Source organism: Intrasporangium sp. (assembly GCF_039812505.1).
Taxonomy (GTDB): domain Bacteria; phylum Actinomycetota; class Actinomycetes; order Actinomycetales; family Dermatophilaceae; genus Intrasporangium_A.
Map to the genome: position 1 here is coordinate 1 of NZ_JBDIAQ010000033.1, position 16,848 is coordinate 16,848.

The 16,848-nt window shown below is 73.1% G+C and carries 17 protein-coding genes and 1 tRNA gene; 10 read left to right on the forward strand and 8 right to left on the reverse strand.

From position 1 onward, the window contains the following. Positions 1-365 (reverse strand): selenide, water dikinase SelD (selD, locus tag WMI84_RS06650; protein WP_347351517.1); only part of this gene is annotated, 365 nt, incomplete at its 3' end. 216 nt (positions 366-581) lie between these two features. Beyond that, positions 582-1,322: a hypothetical protein gene (locus WMI84_RS06655; protein WP_347351519.1), complete on the reverse strand. Its 741-nt coding sequence runs from the start codon at positions 1,320-1,322 to the stop codon at positions 582-584. Positions 1,323-1,745: 423 nt separating this feature from the next. Between WMI84_RS06655 and WMI84_RS06660 the strand changes: the two genes are divergently transcribed. The 6 genes from WMI84_RS06660 (at position 1,746) to WMI84_RS06685 (ending at position 7,802) form a co-directional block, all read left to right on the forward strand. Further along, a tRNA-Sec gene (locus WMI84_RS06660) sits at positions 1,746-1,841 on the forward strand. A 28-nt stretch (positions 1,842-1,869) separates the two neighbouring features. After that, on the forward strand, positions 1,870-3,213 hold the full coding sequence (selA, locus tag WMI84_RS06665) for an L-seryl-tRNA(Sec) selenium transferase (protein ID WP_347351521.1): 1,344 nt from the start codon (positions 1,870-1,872) through the stop codon (positions 3,211-3,213). Further along, positions 3,213-5,045 carry a SelB C-terminal domain-containing protein gene (locus tag WMI84_RS06670; protein ID WP_347351522.1) on the forward strand — a complete coding sequence of 611 codons (1,833 nt, stop codon included), beginning with the start codon at positions 3,213-3,215 and terminating at the stop codon, positions 5,043-5,045. The genes selA and WMI84_RS06670 overlap by 1 nt, the downstream gene beginning before the upstream one ends. Positions 5,046-5,387: 342 nt before the next feature. Continuing rightward, positions 5,388-6,245: an ATP-binding cassette domain-containing protein gene (locus tag WMI84_RS06675; protein WP_347351524.1), complete on the forward strand. Its 858-nt coding sequence runs from the start codon at positions 5,388-5,390 to the stop codon at positions 6,243-6,245. Continuing rightward, positions 6,242-7,003 (forward strand): ABC transporter permease, encoded by a 762-nt coding sequence (locus WMI84_RS06680; RefSeq protein ID WP_347351526.1) that lies wholly within the window; start codon positions 6,242-6,244, stop codon positions 7,001-7,003. Before WMI84_RS06675 ends, WMI84_RS06680 begins: the two co-directional genes overlap by 4 nt. Positions 7,004-7,031: 28 nt before the next feature. Continuing rightward, complete coding sequence (locus tag WMI84_RS06685; protein ID WP_347351528.1) at positions 7,032-7,802, forward strand: MerR family transcriptional regulator; 771 nt, start codon at positions 7,032-7,034, stop codon at positions 7,800-7,802. Positions 7,803-7,976: 174 nt separating this feature from the next. Here WMI84_RS06685 and WMI84_RS06690 read toward each other — a convergent pair whose 3' ends face one another. After that, complete coding sequence (locus WMI84_RS06690; RefSeq protein ID WP_347351530.1) at positions 7,977-8,750, reverse strand: helix-turn-helix domain-containing protein; 774 nt, start codon at positions 8,748-8,750, stop codon at positions 7,977-7,979. An 80-nt stretch (positions 8,751-8,830) separates the two neighbouring features. On the opposite strand from WMI84_RS06690, the gene WMI84_RS06695 reads away from it, so the two are divergent. The 3 genes from WMI84_RS06695 to WMI84_RS06705 all read left to right on the forward strand — a co-directional run bounded on the left by WMI84_RS06695 (position 8,831) and on the right by WMI84_RS06705 (position 10,736). Continuing rightward, complete coding sequence (locus WMI84_RS06695; protein WP_347351531.1) at positions 8,831-9,280, forward strand: hypothetical protein; 450 nt, start codon at positions 8,831-8,833, stop codon at positions 9,278-9,280. 52 nt (positions 9,281-9,332) lie between these two features. Then, positions 9,333-9,893: a GTP cyclohydrolase I FolE gene (gene folE / locus WMI84_RS06700; RefSeq protein WP_347351563.1), complete on the forward strand. Its 561-nt coding sequence runs from the start codon at positions 9,333-9,335 to the stop codon at positions 9,891-9,893. A gap of 183 nt (positions 9,894-10,076) precedes the next feature. Continuing rightward, a complete protein-coding gene (locus WMI84_RS06705; RefSeq protein WP_347351533.1) occupies positions 10,077-10,736 on the forward strand; it encodes a class E sortase in 660 nt (219 codons plus the stop codon). A gap of 73 nt (positions 10,737-10,809) precedes the next feature. On the opposite strand, the gene WMI84_RS06710 is transcribed toward WMI84_RS06705, so the two are convergent. Genes WMI84_RS06710 through WMI84_RS06730 form a run of 5 tightly spaced genes read right to left on the reverse strand, consistent with a single transcriptional unit; the run spans position 10,810 to position 16,156 of the window. After that, the gene (locus WMI84_RS06710; RefSeq protein ID WP_347351534.1) at positions 10,810-11,676 is read right to left on the reverse strand and encodes an ABC transporter permease; all 867 of its coding nucleotides are present in this window, start codon (positions 11,674-11,676) and stop codon (positions 10,810-10,812) included. Next, a complete protein-coding gene (locus WMI84_RS06715) occupies positions 11,673-14,765 on the reverse strand; it encodes an alpha/beta fold hydrolase (protein WP_347351536.1) in 3,093 nt (1,030 codons plus the stop codon). The genes WMI84_RS06710 and WMI84_RS06715 overlap by 4 nt, the downstream gene beginning before the upstream one ends. A 52-nt stretch (positions 14,766-14,817) precedes the next feature. Then, complete coding sequence (locus tag WMI84_RS06720) at positions 14,818-15,078, reverse strand: hypothetical protein (protein ID WP_347351538.1); 261 nt, start codon at positions 15,076-15,078, stop codon at positions 14,818-14,820. Further along, positions 15,071-15,475 (reverse strand): ankyrin repeat domain-containing protein, encoded by a 405-nt coding sequence (locus tag WMI84_RS06725; protein WP_347351539.1) that lies wholly within the window; start codon positions 15,473-15,475, stop codon positions 15,071-15,073. Before WMI84_RS06725 ends, WMI84_RS06720 begins: the two co-directional genes overlap by 8 nt. A gap of 9 nt (positions 15,476-15,484) precedes the next feature. After that, entirely contained in the window at positions 15,485-16,156 is a 672-nt protein-coding gene (locus WMI84_RS06730) for a ceramidase domain-containing protein (RefSeq protein WP_347351541.1), read from the reverse strand. 159 nt (positions 16,157-16,315) lie between these two features. On the opposite strand from WMI84_RS06730, the gene tpx reads away from it, so the two are divergent. Then, entirely contained in the window at positions 16,316-16,807 is a 492-nt protein-coding gene (gene tpx / locus WMI84_RS06735; protein ID WP_347351543.1) for a thiol peroxidase, read from the forward strand. The last annotated feature ends 41 nt before the right edge of the window (positions 16,808-16,848 follow it).

Below are 16,848 nucleotides of genomic sequence, written 5' to 3' on the forward strand. Positions count from 1 at the left end.
TCGCGGACGTACTCGTCCGGGACGAGGTCCGGGGGCCAGCCGAGCAGGTTGACCGCCATGATCGGGCGTCCACCCATGGCGTAGATGTCGGACAGGGCGTTTGCGGCCGCGATGCGCCCCCAGTCGTAGGGCGAGTCGACGACCGGGGTGAAGAAGTCCGCCGTCGACAGGACCGCTCGGCCGCCCTCGATCCGGACGGCAGCGGCGTCGTCGCCGGACTCAAGCCCGACCAGCAGGTCGGGGTGCGGGACGCCGACCAGGTCGGCGAGCACCTGCTCGAGCTGGGCGGCCGGGACCTTGCAGGCACAGCCGCCACCGGCGGCGTACTGGGTCAGGCGGATCGGCGCGTCCCGGGCGATGGCCATGCGGGCACCATACGTCGGCGGTCCTGCCGGTCGAAACGCTCCGGCCAGAAGGCCCGCTCGCCCAGACCGAGCACGTGCTGGTCTCGGCCGGGTGTTGGGATGGGCACCTCGTCCGGGCACAGGCGCCGGGCCGGATCGCCGGCCCGACAACCTGTGAGACGGGTCGACCGCTGCGGCAGTGTACCTATCCCTCGTGCTGATCCAGTAAGCCGTGGTTCAATCGCTGATCGGGGTCGCCGGCCCGATGTCCGTGTGGACGTCGAATGCCGCCGTTCCCTCGATGACACCGGTGATCTCGCCTTGCGTCCTCGGGAGGAGAACATCGGCCCCGCTGAACCAGAAGTAGTGCCCGTTGACGCGCTCGGGGAAGTTGGCGCCGAACATGCCCGACACTCGAATGGGTGCAAGGAAGGGCATCTTCTCCTTCTTCATCGTCGCGATCATGCTAACCGTCACCTGCGAGCGAGGTGGGACCTTCACCGTGACGCTGGCTGACGACGACTTCGAGACCGACGAGGAACCGGACTTCCCGGCGGTGACAGCCACGGAGAACGACATCCCCATCTTGAACACCCCTTCAAGGGTGAACTCCTCGGAGTAGGTCAGGCCCGTCGTGACCGACGACGACCATCCCGTCTCCTCGGTCCATGTCCCCGTCACGGACAGGCTGATCTCCGCTTCCGTGTCGCCGTTGTTCTTGGCCGTGTTGCTTCCCACGATCGCGTCGTGTGGCGGGTCGGCCTGGCTCGGGCCGAACTGATAGTCCGTCACGCTCTTGTAGCAGAAGTGGCCGTACTGCTGAGTGATCGGTGGCTGGACGGCGTTGTAGTAGGTGGAGTCGTTGAGGGCGAGGCCGTCGGGCCGCTTGCCGAACTGCTTGTCGAACGCTTGGCGGACCGCGTCGGGGCTCGATTGCAGTCCCTGAAGGTCGGAAAACGTCAGATACTCCTGGCTCATGGCTCTCCTTCGAGTTGCCGTTGACGTGCTCGCGGCGAGATGTCGCCGACCCAGCGTAGCCAAATTGCCCTGGTATGTCCTGTTGAAGATCCTCATTTACTTTCGGCCGAGGTCATCCGTTAGAGCAGGCGGTCGTTGGCCGCTGACCCCTCGTGGCGGATGTTGACTGGCCTCGTCGGCCACCGGATGGTGCGGGTGTCGGGTCAACTTGATGTGTCCGCCGTGGTGCAGCAGGACCGGGCGATGCCGCAGCTTCGTCTGGTCGGTCAGGCACGCGTTCAGGGCTCGGCCGCGGTAGGAGACGACTCCGGCAGAAGTCCGGTCAGCCGTCGAGCGACACGCGCCCGGCGGCTCGCCCGGCCCTCGCGCCCGGCGGCTCGCCCGGGCCAGCCGCCTCACGCGAGCGTGGCTAGGGTGGCGCATGGAGGCGTCTGGGCTCCTGGTGGTCCCCCCGGTCTTCAAAACCGGTGTGCGGCGGCATCCGTCGCAGGCGGGTTCGATTCCCGTCCGCCTCCGCCACATCCGTCGTCGCGCGAAGGAGCACGAGGTGGCCGAGGCCGGGCAGCAGGACCCGCGACGCGGCATACCGCGGACGGACGTCCTGCTGCGCAACCCGGTCCTCGTCGCCGCGGCGCGACGGCTCGGCCACGCGGTGGTCAAGGCGGCCGTCGTCGCGGCGCAGCGACGCGCGCGGGACGGCGAGATCGCGCCCGACCAGGTGGCGGCGGCCGCGGCGGCCGACCTCGACGCCCGCGAGCGCACGCCCACGACGCTGCGCCGGGTCCTGAACGCCACCGGTGTCGTGCTGCACACCAACATCGGCCGGGCGCCGCTGACCCCGGCCGCCCGACATGCGCTCGAGCAGGCCGCCGGCTACGTCGACGTCGAGCTCGACCTCGCGACCGGTCGCCGCGCGCGGCGCGGGCGCGGCACGACCGAGGCCCTGCTCGCGGCGGTCCCGGCCGCCGCGGCTGCACTGGTGGTCAACAACGGCGCCGCCGCCCTCGTCCTGGCAACGACCGCCCTGGCCGCCGGCCGCGACGTGCTCGTCAGCCGGGGTGAGATGGTCGAGATCGGTGACGGCTTCCGGCTGCCCGACCTCATCGCCGGGGCGGGTGCCCGGCTGGTCGAGGTCGGCACGACCAACCGCACCAGCGTGCGCGACTACGCCGGCGCCATCGGCCCGGACACCGCTGCGATCCTCAAGGTCCACCCGAGCAACTTCCGGATCGAGGGCTTCACGAGCGCTGCGAGCATCCCCGAACTCGCCGAGCTGGCCCGCACCCACCACCTCCCGCTCGTCGTCGACATCGGCAGCGGCCTGCTGCACCCGGAGCCCCTCCTGCCCGAGGAGCCCGATGCCACAAGCGTTCTCGCTGGCGGCGCCACCGTCGTGACGAGCAGCGGCGACAAGCTGCTCGGCGGTCCGCAGGCCGGCCTCCTCCTCGGGGACACCGACGTCGTGGAACGCCTCCGCCGGCACCCGCTGGCCCGCGCGCTGCGCGTCGACAAGCTGACCCTGGCCGCCCTCGAGGCGACGCTGCGCGGCGGCCCGACCGTCGTCGAGGCGTTCCTGCACGCCGACCCCGACGCCCTCCGCGCGCGCTGTGCACGCATCGCCGAGGAGGTCGGCGGGCGCGTCGTGCCCAGCAATGGCGCCGTCGGCGGGGGCGGGGCTCCCGGTGTGACCCTCGGCGGGTGGGCCGTCGCGCTTCCCGAGGGGTATGCCGCTCACCTGCGTCACGCCGACCCCGCGGTGCTCGCCCGGGTGGAGTCCGGGCTCACCCTCGTCGACCTGCGCTGCGTCCCGGCCGGGTCCGACGACGAGCTCGTCGCGGCGATCCGTGCGGTCACCGCAGCCGTCGATGCCGCCGCACGGGACCGGGCCTGATGCACGTCGTCGCGACCGCGGGCCACGTCGACCACGGCAAGTCGACCCTGGTGCACGCGCTGACCGGGATGGAGCCGGACCGCTGGGCCGAGGAACGCCGCCGCGGCCTGACCATCGACCTCGGCTACGTCTGGACCACCCTGTCGGACGTTGGGGAGGTGGCCTTCGTCGACGTGCCGGGGCACCGGCGGTTCATCGGCAACATGCTCGCCGGGCTGGGGCCGGCACCGGCAGTGCTCTTCGTCGTCGCCGCGGACGAGGGCTGGCGGGAGCAGTCCGAGGAGCACCTGGCCGCGGTCGACGCCCTGGGCATCACCCACGGCCTGCTCGCGGTGACCCGCAGCGACCTGGCCGACCCGGGCCCGGCGCTGGCCGAGGCCCGAGACCGGCTCGCCCGGTCCTCGCTCGGCGACGTCCCGGCGGTGGCGGTCTCCGGTGTCACCCGGGCGGGCCTGGACCTGCTGCGCGCCGAGCTCGCGAGCCTGTGCCGGTCGCTGCCCGTGCCGAGACAGGACGGGCGGGTGCGGCTCTGGGTCGACCGGTCCTTCACCGTGCGCGGCAGCGGCACGGTCGTGACCGGGACCCTCGGGACCGGTACGGTCCACGCCGGGGATCGCTTGGCGACGGGCGACCGCAAGGTCACGGTCCGGGGCGTGCAGAGCCTCGGCGAGACACACGAGTCGGTCGGGGCGGTCGCTCGGATCGCCTTGAACCTGAGGGGAGTCGGGGTTGACGAGGTTCGCCGGGGCGCGGCCCTGCTGACCCCGGACGGCTGGCGGCACACCAACCTGCTGGACGTCCGGGTCGCCGCGCCCGCCACCGGGTTGCCCCACGAGCTGACCCTGCACGTGGGAACGGCCGCCGTCCGGGCCCGGCTCCGGCCGCTGGCTGCGGACCTGGCCAGGCTGTCGCTGGAGCGGCCGCTTCCCCTGACGGCCGGCGACCGGGCGATCCTGCGGGACCCGGGCGCCGAGGGAGTCCTCGTCGGCGCACTGGTGCTGGACCCGGCCCCGCCGCCGCTGCGACGCCGGGGCGCGGCGCTCTGCCGGGCGCGCGAGCTGGCCGGGCCGACACCCGACCCGCTCAGCGACGAGGTCCGTCGCCGCGGGCACCTGCACCGCGACGAGCTGCGGCTGCTCGGGCTCGACCCGGGTGACGTGGCGTCGGCCGCACCCGGGCCCACGTCGCCCAACCCCGCGCCGACCGCGCCCAAGTCGGACAACACCCACCGGACCGTGCGGCGGGTCGGCGACTGGTTCGTCTCCGAGGAGGCGTGGCGGAACTGGAGGTCCGCGCTCGAGGCGGGGACAGCGGCATACGGGAGAAGCCACCCGCTCGACCCGCACCCGAGCGAGTCGCATGCGCTCGACTCGACGGGGATCCCGGACCGGGCGGTGCTGCGCACCGTGGCGGACGCGCTCGGCTACGCGCTGCGCGACGGTCGCGTCGTGCGGCCCGGCGTCGTGCCCGACCTCGGCCGCGCCCGCGCTGCCGTCGACCGGATCGTCGGGCACCTCACGGACCACCCGTTCGACGCGCCCGAGCAGCACGAGCTGCAGGCCGGCGGGCTCGGCGTCCGGGAGCTGGCGGCCGCGGAGTCCCTCGGGCTGCTGCTGCGGCTGGGCGACGGCGTGGTGCTGCTGCCGACCTCGCCGGCCCGGGCAATGCGCATCCTCGCCGGGCTGCCCCAGCCGTTCACGACCAGCGCGGCCCGCGCCGCCCTCGGCACCACCCGACGGGTCGCGATCCCACTGCTGGAGCACCTCGACCGGCGCGGCTGGACCCGGCGGGTCGACGGCGCCCACCGTGAGGTGGTCAGGAGCCGGTCCTAGCGCCACCGGTGGCCCGGCTGGCGTTCCGAAGAACACGACAAGTCCGGCCGATGGCGCCCAGCCGAGCGTGACGCCGATCGCCCGGCCCGACTTGTTATGTTCTACTGCTCAGTAGCCAGCCGCGCCGGTCGGATCGCGGGGGTGACTTCGCGCCTGCTGGGAGATGGTGCCGCCCGACTGGTGCGGCGGAGTCTCCTGACCGGATGGCAACTGGAGGGGTGAGCCACCGGCCCGGCCGTCCAGTGCCGACGCGGGCCCGACGCTCTGTCCAGCACGGGGGCGAATCGGCCCGGTGTCGCGGGGCTTGACCTTGACGCTGCGTCAACCCTGCATCCTGTCGTCATGTTCACGGACAGCCAAGTGGCAGCCGAGCCGGACCGGGGCCCGGCGATCCAGGTGAAGGGCCTGCAGAAGCGGTATGGCAAGGTGCAGGTGCTTCAGGGTGTGGAGCTCGAGGTGGCGCGAGGCAGCATCTTCGCACTGCTCGGCTCGAACGGGGCAGGCAAGACGACGGTCGTGAAGATCCTGTCCACACTGTTGCAGGCGGACGCCGGGACGGTCACGGTCGCCGGCTTCGACACCGCGACCCAGCCGACCGACGTGCGGCAGTCGATCAGCCTCACGGGGCAGTTCGCGGCCGTCGACGAGATCCTCACCGGCCGGGAGAACCTCGTGCTGGTGGCCCGCCTGCGGCACCTGAAGAACGTCGGCAGCATCGCCGACGAACTGCTGGACCGTTTCCAGCTCACCGACGCGGCCGACCGGAGGGTGTCGACCTACTCCGGCGGGATGCGCCGCCGCCTCGACATCGCGATGAGCCTCATCGGCAGCCCGCCGGTGGTCTTCCTCGACGAGCCGACCACCGGCCTGGACCCTCAGGCCCGGCTCGACGTGTGGCGCGCGGTCAGTGAGCTCGCCGGCAAGGGCACGACCGTGCTGCTGACCACGCAGTACCTGGACGAGGCCGAGCAGCTGGCCGACCGGATCGCCATCCTGCACGGCGGACGGATCATCGCCCATGGCACCCTCGCCGAGCTCAAGCGGCTGCTCCCGCCGGCCAGGGTCGAGTACGTCGAGAGGCAACCGAGCCTGGAGGACGTCTTCCTGGCCATCGTCGGCGACGCGGCACAGACGGTCGCGAGCCCGGGCGACGACACCGGCGCCGTCGACGGCACACACCCGGCGAGGAGGAACCCATGACCACGCAAGTCCTCGGCGACACGACCATCCTGCTGGGCCGGTCCATGCGCCACGTCACGCGCAGCGTGGACACCATCATCACGGTCACGGTCATGCCGATCGCCATGATGCTGATGTTCGTCTACGTGTTCGGCGGCGCGATCCACACCGGATCGGTCGAGTACGTGGACTACATGCTCCCTGGCATCCTGCTCATCACGATCGCGACGGCCACGGCCTACACCGCCCTGCGGCTGTTCACCGACCTGCAGAACGGGATCTTCGAGCGGTTCCAGTCGATGCCGATCGCTCGCTCGAGCGTGTTGTGGGCGCACGTCGTGACCTCCCTGGTCTCCACGTCGATCTCGCTGGTGCTCGTCGCGGTCGTCGCCGTGCTCGTCGGGTTCCGCTCGTCGGCGGGAGTGCTCGCCTGGCTCGCCGTGGCCGGAGTGCTCGTGCTGTTCACCCTGGCGCTGACCTGGATCGCCGTCATCGCCGGTCTGTCCGCCCGGACACCGGACGGCGCAGGCGCCTACTCCTACCCGCTCATCTTCCTGCCGTTCGTCAGCTCGGCCTTCGTCCCCACCGACACCATGCCCACCGTCGTGGCGGCCTTCGCCGAGCACCAACCGGTCACGCCCATCGTCGACACGATCCGCGACCTGCTTGCCCGGCAGCCGGCCGGCACCGATCTCTGGGTCGCGCTCGCCTGGTGCGCCGGAACCCTCGTGGTGGCATACGCCTTCGCCACGGCGGCCTACCACCGCAGGATCGCGTGACGATGCCCGGCTCGGGCAGGCTGACGGCATGCTGACGATCGGACGGCTGGCGGCATACGCCGGGGTGACCACCCGCACAGTGCGGCACTACCACAAGATCGGGCTGCTCCCGGAGCCTGAGCGGGACGCCTCCGGCTACCGGACGTACGGCGCCGACGCGGTCGTGCGGCTCATCCGGATCCGCACCCTGGCCGACGCTGGCGTCCCGCTGGCCCGTGTTCGCGTGCTGCTCGACGCGGACCCGCAGACGTTCGCCGCCGCGACGGCCGAGATCGACCGACAGCTGCGTGCGCAGATCCGGGCGCTGCGAGAGCACCGACGGCGGATCGCCCAGCTGGGCTCCGGCGACTCGTTGGCGCTCCCGGCGGAGGTGGTCGACTACCTGGACCGGCTGCGCGCCGTCGGCGCATCGGAGGCGGTCATCGCGCCCGAGCGAGACGCGTGGATCCTGATGGCGGCACGCTATCCGGAGCTGCTCCCGGCGATGATGGCCGAGAAGGTGGCCCAGCTGGAGAACCCGAAGGTCGTCCGGCTCTACCGGCTCGTCGGCCGGATCGCGGAGAGCTGGCCGAACGAGGAGCTGCTGCGCGAGACGGCCGACCTGATGAGCGAGCTGCTGCAGCATGCCGCCGAGACAGGGGAGCTGGACGAGCAGGACGAGCTGATGCCCGACGCAGCCTTCGTCGGCCTGATGGACTCCTTCGCGGATGCCTCGCACCCGGCGGTGGCGCGGCTGCGGGAGCTGATCACCGAGCGCGGCTGGACCGGCTGGACCCAGATCCACCGGCACGAGGCCTGAGTCCGGCAGCGTGACCCGCACCGGACCCAGCAGCGGGTCGACGGCCCCACCTTAGGTCGTCAGGAGCCGGTCCCATTGCTACCGGTGGCCCGCCGGGGCACCTCCGGGGCGCGCGGCAGCACTCAGGCCGGAAGGGGCCGGGTCGTCCGCCACCCGTAGGAGTGGGCGGGGGGCTCAGCCGGCCTGCGCGCTCACACCTCCCGCCCCGGCCTCGCGGAGCGTGACGCAGCAACGGTTCTCGTCCGGTTCCAGGCAGGCGCACACCGTGCCGGGGGCCAGCTCGTCGGTGATCGCCGTGATGAAGGCGTGGTTCATGGTGCAGACGAGCTCGGTGTGGGTGTGGACGAGCGCGTGGAACGGGCAGTTCGCCATGACGACGCGGCCCGACTCCCAGCGTGGCTCGTACCCGCGCTCGGCCAGCACCGCGAGGACCGTGTCCAGCCCGTGCTCCGGCGCAGCCGGACGCGAGGTCCCAACAGGCTGCGCCGCCCCATCCGCGATGCGCGCGCGTGCCTCCTCGGCGATGGCCTGCCCCCGGGCCGCGGCCGTGGTCCGGATGGTCTGGGCGACCGGCAGGCTCGTCTGCATCGACTCGTCGATCGCGTCGGCCATGATCCCGCCGGCCAGCTCGTACTCCCGCTGCGGCAACGAGACGGCGATCTCGCGCTCGGCGCGCCGGTAGACCTTGGCCGGGCGGCCCGCACCGGGGCCGGTGCGGCCGGTCAGACGCACATAGTCGGCGACCAGCAGGCCGTCGGCCTCGAGCCGGTCGAGGTGGAACTTCGCCTGGTGTCGCGTGATGCCCACTGCCGCCGCGGCTGCGTCCCGCCCGACCGGTCCGGTCTGGGCGCAGACGTGCCGGTACAGCTCGCGCCTCACGGGGTCGGCGAGCGCCGCGATGCCGGCGACGTCGGCGTCGAACGCGCGGCGGGCCGGCGCACGCTCCATACTTCTATCGGATGAATCCATTGACGTTACGCCTCTCACGATCTAAAGTTGATTTTATCACCCGTTAGAAAGAGGGGATCATGGCAACAACTCACACGCACAGCGCCGTGGACACGGTGCGCCAGACCGACCCGGTGCGGCTCGCCTACACGATGCTGCGCACCATCTTCGCGGTCGCACCCATCCTGTTCGGCCTCGACAAGTTCTTCAACGTGCTTACCTACTGGCCCGGCTACCTGGCCGGCTGGATCGACAACATCGTGCCCGGCAGCGCCCAGACCGACATGTACATCGTGGGCGTCATCGAGATCATCGCCGGGCTCATTGTCTGGTTCCGCCCCAGGATCGGTGCCTGGATCGTCTGCCTGTGGCTGCTCGGCATCATCGTCAACCTGCTGACGTACTCGGGCTACTACGACGTCGCACTGCGTGACTTCGGGCTGCTGGTCAGTGCCCTTGCGCTCGCGATGCTCACCCGCGTGTACGACCGCCCGCTGCACGCCCACGCGGAGGTGCCCAGCCATGAGTGAGTCAGTGGCCGTGAGCGGCCCGCTCAACGATCGCATCCTGCACAGCGTCCGTATGCCGCGGCCTGAGGACCAGCTCGAGGTGGCGGCCCGCGCCGCCCGGGAGTTCCTCGAGGCATTGGGCGTCGACTGCGACACGGTCAGCACCGAGCGCAGCCCGATGCGGATGGCGCGCGCCTACGCGGAGATGCTCACCGCGCGTCCCTTCGAGCTGACCACCTTCCCCAACGACGAGGGCTACGACGAGATGGTCGTCGTGCGCGACATCCCGGTCGCCTCCCTCTGCGAGCACCACCTGCTGCCCTTCACCGGCGTGGCGCACGTCGCCTACCTGCCCGGTGACCGGATCCTCGGCCTGTCGAAGTTCGCCCGCGTCATCGAGATGTTCGCCCGGCGCCCGCAGGTCCAGGAGCGGCTGACCAAGCAGGTCGCCGACTGGCTCGACGAGCACCTGCACCCACGTGGGGTCGGCGTCGTCATCGAGGCCGAGCACTCCTGCATGAGCCTGCGCGGCGCCCGGGTGGGCGGCGCCGTGACCCGCACCTCCGCGCTGTCCGGCCTGTTCCGGGAGAGCCACGCGACCCGGTCCGAGTTCCTCGACGCCGTGCGCTCCTGACCCGGCCGGGGACGTGCGCTCCGGACCGACGTCGGGCCCAACGCGACGTAGGATATTCCGCGACCGCCGTTGCGGCGGCTGCGGAACACACGGATGGGACGTCACGAGATCGCTGCACGTCAGATCACTGCACGTCAGATCACTGCGCGTCAGATCAATGCACGTCGTCGCTCGGTTCGCTGGGTGGGGGTCGTCCTCGTCGCCGTCGGCACCGGGATGCTCGCCTTTGCGGCGTGGGAGTTCTGGGGGACCAACGTCGTGTCGAACGCGAGGCACCGCAGCATCGTGGAGGCGCTGGAGGACTCGTGGCGCAGTGGCGCCGGGCCCGACGAGGCTCCGCGCAGTACGACCCGGCCGGGCAGTGACCCCGCCGAACGGGCCACGGCGGTGGTCCGCATCCCGCGCTTCGGCAAGGACTATGCCGTCCCGCTGATCGCCGGGGTGGACCCGGACGATCTCGCGTCCGGCTTCGGGCACTTCCCGGGCACCGCCGACCCGGGCCGGCCGGGCAACTTCGCGTTGGCCGGCCACCGCGTCACTCACGGGGAGCCGCTGCGCCGGATGCCGGAGCTGCGCCCCGGCGACACGGTGGTCATCGAGACCGCGACGGCCACCTACACCTACGTCCTCGACACCGGGGGTGACGCCCTCACCGTCCCGTTCACGGCCACCTGGGTCCTGGCCCCGATGCCGCACAACCCGCTGGGCGGGGTCGAGCCGGAGCAGCGCGCGGGCCAGCGCCTGATCACGCTGGCGACGTGCGCGGCCCTCGTCGCGACACCGAACCGCATGGTCGCCTTCGGACACCTGGCGAGCTCCCAGCCCAGGGACGCCGCGGCCTGACCCGGCGGCGGCTCCGTGGGCCGGCTCCGCGGGCTGGCTCAGCGCCGTCCGCGCGCCGGCTCAGCGCGCCGGCTCAGCTCAGGATGTCGGCCCGCCGGAAGCGCCGGTAGCCGAGCTGGACGAACAGGATCGTCCACACCAGCGCCCACAGCACGCCGTGGATGACGTCGTCCCAGACCGGGCTGGGTGTGATGAGCTGCTGCCACGCGTTGGCGTAGTGGCCGGGGAAGGCGTTGCGCCACGGGTCGAGCGCGTCGATCTGGTCGAGGATCGACAGCACGATCGAGGTCAGCACCGCGCCGCCGACCGACGCGAGCGGCGCCTCGGAGCGCACGCCGATCCAGAACGCGATCGCGGCGATCGGCAGCATCGTGACGTAGATGTAGGCCACCGCACCGGCCAGCCGCGCCAGGTAGGCGCCCCAGCCGAGGTCCTCGCCGAGCGGGTTCGTCAGCGGCGACCACCCGTAGGCCAGACCCCCGACGAGCAGCGCCCACCCGATGAGCACGACGGTCGCGAGCGCGGTCAGCGTCAGCCCCACGGCGAGCTTGCTGCTCAGCAGCCGGGCCCGGCGCACCGGCGCGATCAGCAGGTAGCGCAGCGAGGCCCACGACGCCTCGGCCGGCACCGGGTCGCCGCAGAACAGGGCGGCCAGCAGGATCAGCAGCAGCTGCGAGCTGACGAACAGGGTGAACAGGGTGAAGTTGGCCGACCCGGTCTGGGCCAGGTCGATGAAGCGCGCCGTCGCGCCGCTGCGCCGCCCGCTCGACCGGTCCCCGAACGCGAAGGCCACCACGAGGATCACCGGCAGCGCGCCGACGAGCGCGAAGGCGACCCGGGTGCGCCGGCGCCCCCACTGACGGCGCCACTCCGCAGCGAAGGACAGTGGGCGGCGTACCTGCCTGATCTCGGATGCCGCCGTGCCGGCCGACGCGCTCATCGTGACCTCACCTGCCTCAGCCGTTCGATCAGGGATGTGCCGGGGTCGGCGCCCGGGCCCCGCGCGCTCGCGGCGGCGTGGTCGATGACGCCGAGGAAGACCTCCTCGAGGTGGCGCCGGCTGCTCACCCCGACGATGGGCAGGCCGACGTCGACCGCGGTGCGCACCACGGCGGCCCGGGCGAGCTCGGCCACGACGACGAGGCGGGTGTCGGTGTCGATGCTGACGTCGGTGATCCCCGTGCGTCCGGCCAGGTCGGCGCACCGCCGCGTCAGCTCCGCCTGCGTCAGGCCCTCGGCCAGGTCCAGGACGGTCGTGTCGGCGCTGTCCAGCAGGTCGGCCACCCGGCCGGCGGTGACGACCCGGCCGGCGTGCATGACGACCACGTCGGTGCAGGTCAGCTCGACCTCGGCCAGCAGGTGGCTGGAGACGACCACGGTGCGGCCGGTCTCGGCGTAGCGGCGCAGGATCGGACGCATGGCGGCGATCTGTGGCGGGTCCAGCCCGTTGGTGGGCTCGTCGAGCACGAGCAGCTCCGGCAGCCCGAGCATGGCCTGGGCGATACCGAGCCGCTGCCGCATGCCGTGGCTGTAGGACCGGACCGGCCGGTCGAGCGCCCCGCCGAGGGCCGCCACGTCGACGGCCTCGGCCAGATGCGCCTCGGCCGGGTCGCGCCCGGTGGCCGCCCAGTAGGCCTCGAGGTTGGCCCGCCCGGTCAGGTGCGGCAGGAAGCCCGGGCCCTCGATCAGGGCGCCCACGCGGCGGAGCACCGGCGAGCCTGCGCTGACGGGGTGCCCGAGCACGTGCGCGGTGCCGGAGTCGGGGCGGATCAGGCCCATGACCATGCGCATCGTCGTCGTCTTGCCGGCGCCGTTGGGCCCGAGCAGCCCGACGATCTGGCCCTGCTCGGCCCGCCAGGAGACGTCGTCGACCGCCCGGTGCCCGTCGGAGTAGGTCTTGACCAGGTGCTCGACGACCAGCGGCACCCCGGCCAGCTCGGGCCGGACCTGCTCGCGGGTGCGGCGTCGCCGCCGGACGAGCGCGGTGCCGACCCAGACGAGCAGCAGGGCCACGATGGCGCTCACCGCGACGGTGTCCTCGGTGTCGACGCCCTCGCTCGCCCCGGCGATCGGGGTGCCGTCGGCGACCGGGACCTGCAGGTCGCCGGTCGCCTCGAGCGAGACGGCGGCGGGGGTGCGGTCGTTGGTGAAGCTGGCCTCGGTGGTCGTCACCAGCACCCGCCAGCTGCTGCCGGCCGGCATGGGGTAGGTCGCGGCCGGCAGTGACACCGTGACCGGGGTGGGTCGGCCGGGCGTGACCGGCACGCGGACCGGGGCGACGAGCGAGTGCGGCAGGGTGGCCTGGCCGCCGGCCACCTGCCAGAGCGAGGCGAAGAGGGTCACGACCGGGCGGTTCGAGGTGACCGTGAGCCGGATCGTCGGCGACCCGACGACGGTCAGCGGCGACCGGACCGGCTCGGTGTTCAGGGCGACCGACTGGCCCGGCAGCGCCGCGAGCCGGTAGGTCGAGACCGACCCGCCGACCCCGGCCGCCGCCAGGCCGGGGACCGCGACCATTGCGGCGGGCTGGCCGCCGGGTGGCCGCAGCGCGCTCCCGCCGCGCGAGGCCAGCGGCAGGGACCCGGTCGGCAGGGCGGGCTGGGTGGGGCCGGTGGGCGCGGACGCGCCTGTCGTCGTGGGCGCGGACGCGCCTGCTGTCGCCGCGGCGGTGGCAAGCCCGGGGTAGGCCGGCAGCGCGAAGAGGTCGGCCGGCTGGCTGGGTCTCGTCGCCGCGGTCGCGTAGACGAAACCCGGTGTCGGCAGGGCGGATCCGGGCTCCGCGCTCTGCTTGACCCAGTGGTCGAGCCAGCCGAACGACGCGTCCTGCTCCTCCTGCGCCCGCGAGCTGGGCGCGTCGTGCCCGCCGTCGCTCCAGCGAACCGCGACCGGGGTGCCGGCCGCGGCGAGCCCGCGGGCCGTCGCGTCGCTCTGGTCGAGCCCGAACAGCGAGTCGGCCATGCCCTGGACCAGCAGGGTGGGTGCCTTGACGTGCGCCACGACGGCGGCGGGGCTGTGCGCGCGCAGCAGCGCGAGCAGCGACCCGCTCGGGACCCCGGTCTGGGCGGCCTCGACGAAGAGCCGGCAGATGGTCGGGTCGAAGCGCCCGCACTCGGGCGCCCCCTGCCGGGGCGCCGCCTGCCGGGGCGCCGCCTGCCCGGACGGACCGTTCGAGGCCGAACGGGACGGTATGCCGCTCGGCTCGGCGCCGGACGGTCCGTTCGGGGTGGAGGTGGGCCGGGCGGAACCGGGCGAGGCAGAAGTGGGCAGGGCGGAGGTCGGCGAGGCAGAAGTCGGCGGGGTGGAGGTGGGCGGTGCGGCCACCGCCCCCAGGAAGAAGCTCGCGGCCCAGTCCTGCTTGAACGGCCCGGGCGTGTCGATCGAGGCGCGGCCGGCCGGGGTCGGCAGCGGACCGGTCACCGCCGCCTGCGGGAAGAACGCCTGCGCCAGGTCGTTCCACGTCATCGCCGCGACCACGCCGTCGACCCGCGGGTCGGTGCCGGCCAGCAGCAGGGCCAGCGCGCCGCCGTAGGAGGCCCCCATCACGCCCACCCGGGGGTCGCCGGGCGCGTCCAGCTGCACGTCGGCACGCTTCGCGGCGAGGTCGACCAGGGCCCTCGCGTCCGCGACCTCGTAGTCGGGGTCGTCGAGGTGGATCCGCCCACCCGAGTCGCCGAAGCCGCGCGCCGTCCACGTCACCACGACGTAGCCCCGGTCCTGCAGCTCCCCGGCCTGCAGCGCCACCGAGTCCTTCGTGCCGCCGAACCCGTGCGCGAGCAGCACCACCGGGTGCCGGCCGCCGCCCGGCTGGCCGTAGACGGACGCGTCGAGCGTGACCTTGGTGCCGTCGGGCTCGGGGCCGACCGGGACGGTCAGGCTCTCGGCCGGCTGCGCGGCTGGACCCGTCAGGCCCTGGGCCGGGCCGCCGAGCAGCCCCGCGACCGCCAGCAGGGTCGCGAGCGCGGCCACGCGCACGGCCCGGGCGACCCGTCGGGAAGCCCGGTGAGCGGCATACCCCCCGGCGGGCCCCACGCGCGACACCGTCACATCACATCACGGGGCGCCGCGCGCGACGGGCGGCGGCTCACCCGGACCGCCGGGCGGCGTGCTGCTCGATGGCCCACACGACCACGAAGCACACCACGAAGACGATCAGCGGCGGCACGTACCGCACCAGTCCCTCGAGCTGCAGCCAGCGGTACGGCGCCGCCGCGAAGGAGATGGCGTCGAACCCGAGCAGGTAGTAGACGATCGCCAGCCCGCCGTAGACGATCCCGGCCAGGCCGATGACGTTGATCAGGAAGCGCTGCCAGGCCGTGGTCGCCGGCTCGGTCGGGTCAGCCACCGGTCTGCCCCGCGTCTCCGAGCAGGTGCTCGCGCCCGAACAGGACGGCCGCCGCCCGCCCCGTCGGCGTGCCGGCGTCGAGGTCGGCGCCGGCCGCGACGAGCGCGCGCACGATGTCGTCCTCGCCCTTGAAGATCGCGCCGGCCACCGGTGACTGGTCGCGGCCGTTGCGCCGGTCGGCGTCGGCGCCGCGGGCCAGCAGCGCCGCGACCGTCGCGGCCCGGCCGTGGTAGGCGGCGAGCATGAGCAGCGTGTTGCCCTCGCGGTCGGTGACGTCGACGGGCAGGCCGTGCTCGAGGAACTCGACGAGCTCGTTGGTGCGCCCCTGCCGCGCCAGGTCCAGCGCGAGCGCGACGACCTGCTCCTGCTGCTGCGGGGTCAGCGCTGCTCCGGTCATCCCCTGACCTTACGCACGACTGGTGACGTCGTAGTGCCGGGCCAGGCACACCGCCGCCCCCGCGCCGACGACGTGCCAGACGGCATGCCCCTGCAGCAGGCTCGCCGGGTCGCACCAGATCCGCATCACGTCGAGCAGCCAGATCACGTATGCCGCCGTCAGCAGTCCCAGCGCGCCCCACAGCCAGCGCTGCGGCTGGAAGGCCGCGATCGGGGTGCGGGTCCGGGCCAGCTCGAGGGCGACCGCGACGGCGAGCAGCACGCCGAACACCACGCGGCGGGTCGCCGGCCAGGTCCACAGGATGCGCAGCAGCATGGCGAACAGGACCAGGCCCAGCAGCACGGCGACGCGGGGGCGCATGAACCCGCGCCGGACGGCCGCCCCACCCAGCACCACGATCGCCAGCCCGGCCATCATCCAGGTGTCGAGGAACTCGGTGACCCGCGTCAGCGTCGCGTGGAAGCCGAAGCTGGCCCCGCCGACCGCGACCAGCGCGATGCCGAGCAGGATTCGCAGCACCCGCTCGCGGTGGGCGGGCGCGCCGGTGGGCAGCAGCACCACGGCGGCGGCCACCACGAAGGCGAGCGAGGACCACGCGTTGACCGGTTGCGCGAGCCCCGAGGTGTGGATCGCCTCGCAGAAGCAGCCGGTCGGGAGGCACGTCGCGCCGCCGCTGGCCATGTGGTGACCGTACCCGCGTGACCGGGGCCGCACTCCGGGGCCCCGTCCGATGCGCCTGCCCTGCCGGGTAGGTCGGCGCCCGACCGCATCCCGGGCACCGGTCGTACCGCCCACTGGATGCCCCCCCCGGTGTGGGGCCGGTTTTGCTAGGAAGACCCCATGGCAACCACTGCGCTTCGCGGCACCCCCGTCGACACGATCGGCGACCTGCCCACGGTGGGCGACGTCGCCCCCGAGTTCACTCTGGCCCGGACCGACCTGCAGGACGTGACCCGCCCCGAGGGCAGGCGCGTCGTGCTCAACATCTTCCCGAGCGTCGACACCGGGGTGTGCGCCGCGAGCGTGCGCCGGTTCAACGAGCTCGCGGCCGGGCTCGACGACGTCGAGGTCATCTGCGCCTCGGAGGACCTGCCCTTCGCGCTCAAGCGCTTCTGCGGCGCCGAGGGCATCTCGAACGTGACGGCGGCCTCCGGCTTCCGCTCGACGTTCGGCGAGGACTACGGCGTGACCCTGACCGGGACCGGCATGAGGGGCCTGTTCGCCCGCTCGGTCGTCGTGATCGACGCGGACGGCACTGTGCTGCACAGCCAGCTCGTGCCGGAGATCACCACCGAGCCCGACTACGACGCGGCGCTCGCCTCGTTGGGCTGACCGCGGCGTGCCGGGCCCCTGACGGACCGGGGCGCAGCCGC